This window comes from Bacillus sp. JJ864, assembly GCF_036963045.1.
Classification (GTDB): Bacteria; Bacillota; Bacilli; order Bacillales; family Bacillaceae_G; genus Bacillus_A; species Bacillus_A pseudomycoides_C.
In genome coordinates this window covers 1-2,516 of sequence record NZ_JBALLY010000052.1, presented here as the reverse complement: position 1 = coordinate 2,516, position 2,516 = coordinate 1, and the positions used below count along the sequence as shown (strand labels likewise).

General features: G+C 35.2%; 2 protein-coding genes. Both read left to right on the top strand.

Going from position 1 to position 2,516, the window contains the following annotated elements; genetic code table 11:
• Nucleotides 1-284 precede the first annotated feature (284 nt).
• Nucleotides 285-1,178 (top strand): polysaccharide deacetylase family protein, encoded by an 894-nt coding sequence (locus V7024_RS09410; protein WP_335518744.1) that lies wholly within the window; start codon nt 285-287, stop codon nt 1,176-1,178.
• Nucleotides 1,179-1,266: 88 nt separating this feature from the next.
• Entirely contained in the window at nt 1,267-2,511 is a 1,245-nt protein-coding gene (locus tag V7024_RS09405; protein ID WP_335518741.1) for a M16 family metallopeptidase, read from the top strand.
• The last annotated feature ends 5 nt before the right edge of the window (nt 2,512-2,516 follow it).

Below are 2,516 nucleotides of genomic sequence, written 5' to 3'. Positions count from 1 at the left end.
AGCAAGAGCAAGAGCAAGAATAAGCAAAAGAAAAGCTAAGGGATTCCCTTAGCTTTTTTATTATGTAAAAAACCTTGGGATATATCTCAAGGTTTTTTTGTATATAACAGAGTATAGTTTTAATGAGAACGTTTAAATTAACAATGATAAGAAAAGAAACTGTTGATTACTTTCGTTTAAAGAGGTGTACATGAAAAGAATAGAAGGGATATCGGACTAACTATTCGTCGATGGGATGGAAGGTCCTTCACTGATGGAAGTTTTACTTTATTGGAGGGTGCTTTATGAAAATTCGCATTATTTTATTTATATTATGGTTCTTCGCTATACATGTTTCGCATATATCATATGCTAAAGACCGTTTGTATGAAGAGATTGAAGAAAAAGCAAAAGGGTATGCGATTCCAGCGCAAAATGCGTGTATTGATAAAGTGTGGAAAGCGACGCCAGGGTATAACGGGAGAGAAGTGGATATACGAGCTTCCTATAATAACATGAAGAAGCAGGGAAGTTTTGATGAGAAACAATTGGTATACCGAGAAGTATCGCCCAAAGTACATTTAGCAGACTTATCACCTGCCCCGATTTATAGGGGGAATCCAAGTAAAAAAATGATTGCGCTTACTATTAATGTTGCTTGGGGGAATGAATATCTTTCGCGGATGTTAGAGGTACTGCAAAAGCATAATGTTAAAGCAACTTTTTTTCTAGAGGGGAGATGGGTAAAAGAAAATTTACGGTTTGCAAAAATGATTGCAGATGCTGACCAGGAAGTGGGAAATCATTCGTATACGCATCCTGATATGAAAACGTTGTCGCTTTCTGCAATTCAAGAACAATTACAAAAAACGAATCAAGTCATTGAAGCAGCAACGAATCAAAGAGTGCGTTGGTTTGCACCTCCAAGTGGCAGTTTTCGTGACGATGTTGTTCATACGGCTGCAAGGTTACAAATGGGAACGATTATGTGGACAGTGGATACAATTGATTGGAAGCATCCAGAACCGCACGTGTTACTCCAGAGAGTATTAAGTAAAGTACATCCCGGTGCCATTATTTTAATGCATCCAACTTCTTCTTCAGCGGAATCGCTTGATACATTGATTTCAAAGCTAAAAGAAAAAGGATATACTGTAGGGAACGTATCTGCTTTAGTAGATGAAAAGCGTATTGATTAAACACATTTGCATGACATTCGTCTTTAAACTTGTTATGATTATATAATAGAATCTTTTAACAGATAAATTGTTAATAGGAGGAAGGCTTTTGATCAAAAAATATACGTGTAAAAATGGAGTAAGAATCGTAATGGAACATATTCCAACAGTACGTTCTGTTGCAATTGGAGTATGGATTCATGCGGGATCACGAAATGAAAATGAAAAGAATAATGGGATTTCTCATTTTTTAGAACACATGTTTTTTAAAGGAACGAAAACACGTAGTGCTAGAGAAATTGCAGAATCCTTCGACAGCATTGGCGGGCAAGTTAATGCGTTTACATCAAAGGAATATACATGTTATTACGCGAAAGTGTTAGATGAGCATGCAAAATACGCACTTGATATTTTAGCGGATATGTTCTTTAATTCAACATTTGTTGAAGAAGAATTGAAAAAAGAAAAAAACGTTGTGTTTGAAGAAATTAAAATGTATGAAGATACGCCAGATGATATTGTTCATGATATGTTAACGAAAGCGACGTATGAGATGCACCCGCTGGCATATCCTATTTTAGGAACAGAGCAAACACTTGAAACGTTTACAGGTGATACGCTTCGTGAATACATGAAAAATCATTATACGCCAGAAAATGTCGTTGTTTCAATTGCTGGTAACATTGATGAATCATTTGTTCAAATCGTTGAACAATATTTCGGAGATTATGAAGGAACAACAAACCGTGAACAAGTACATAGCCCTATTTTTCATCCAAATAAAGTAGCACGCAAAAAAGAGACAGAACAAGCTCATTTATGTTTAGGATTTAAAGGATTACAGATGGGTGATGAAAGTATTTATAATCTGATTGTATTGAATAATATTCTAGGCGGCAGTATGAGTAGTCGTTTGTTCCAAGAAGTGCGCGAGCAACGTGGGTTAGCGTACTCTGTATTTTCTTATCATTCTTCTTATGAAGATACAGGGATGTTAACAATTTACGGAGGAACGGGCAATCAGCAACTTGATATGTTGTACGAAACAATTCAACAAACACTTGATACATTAAAAAATACAGGTATTACAGAAAAAGAATTACTTAACAGTAAAGAGCAACTAAAAGGAAATCTTATGTTAAGTTTAGAAAGTACAAATAGTCGAATGAGCCGCAATGGTAAAAATGAATTACTTCTAAAAAAACACCGTTCTTTAGATGAAATTATCGAAAGTGTAAACAGTGTTACAAAAGCTAATGTAGATACATTGATTCGTAATATGTTCACAGATGACTTTTCTGCAGCACTGATTAGTCCAAATGGAGAGCTTCCAAAAGGAATAAATCAAAAATAAATATG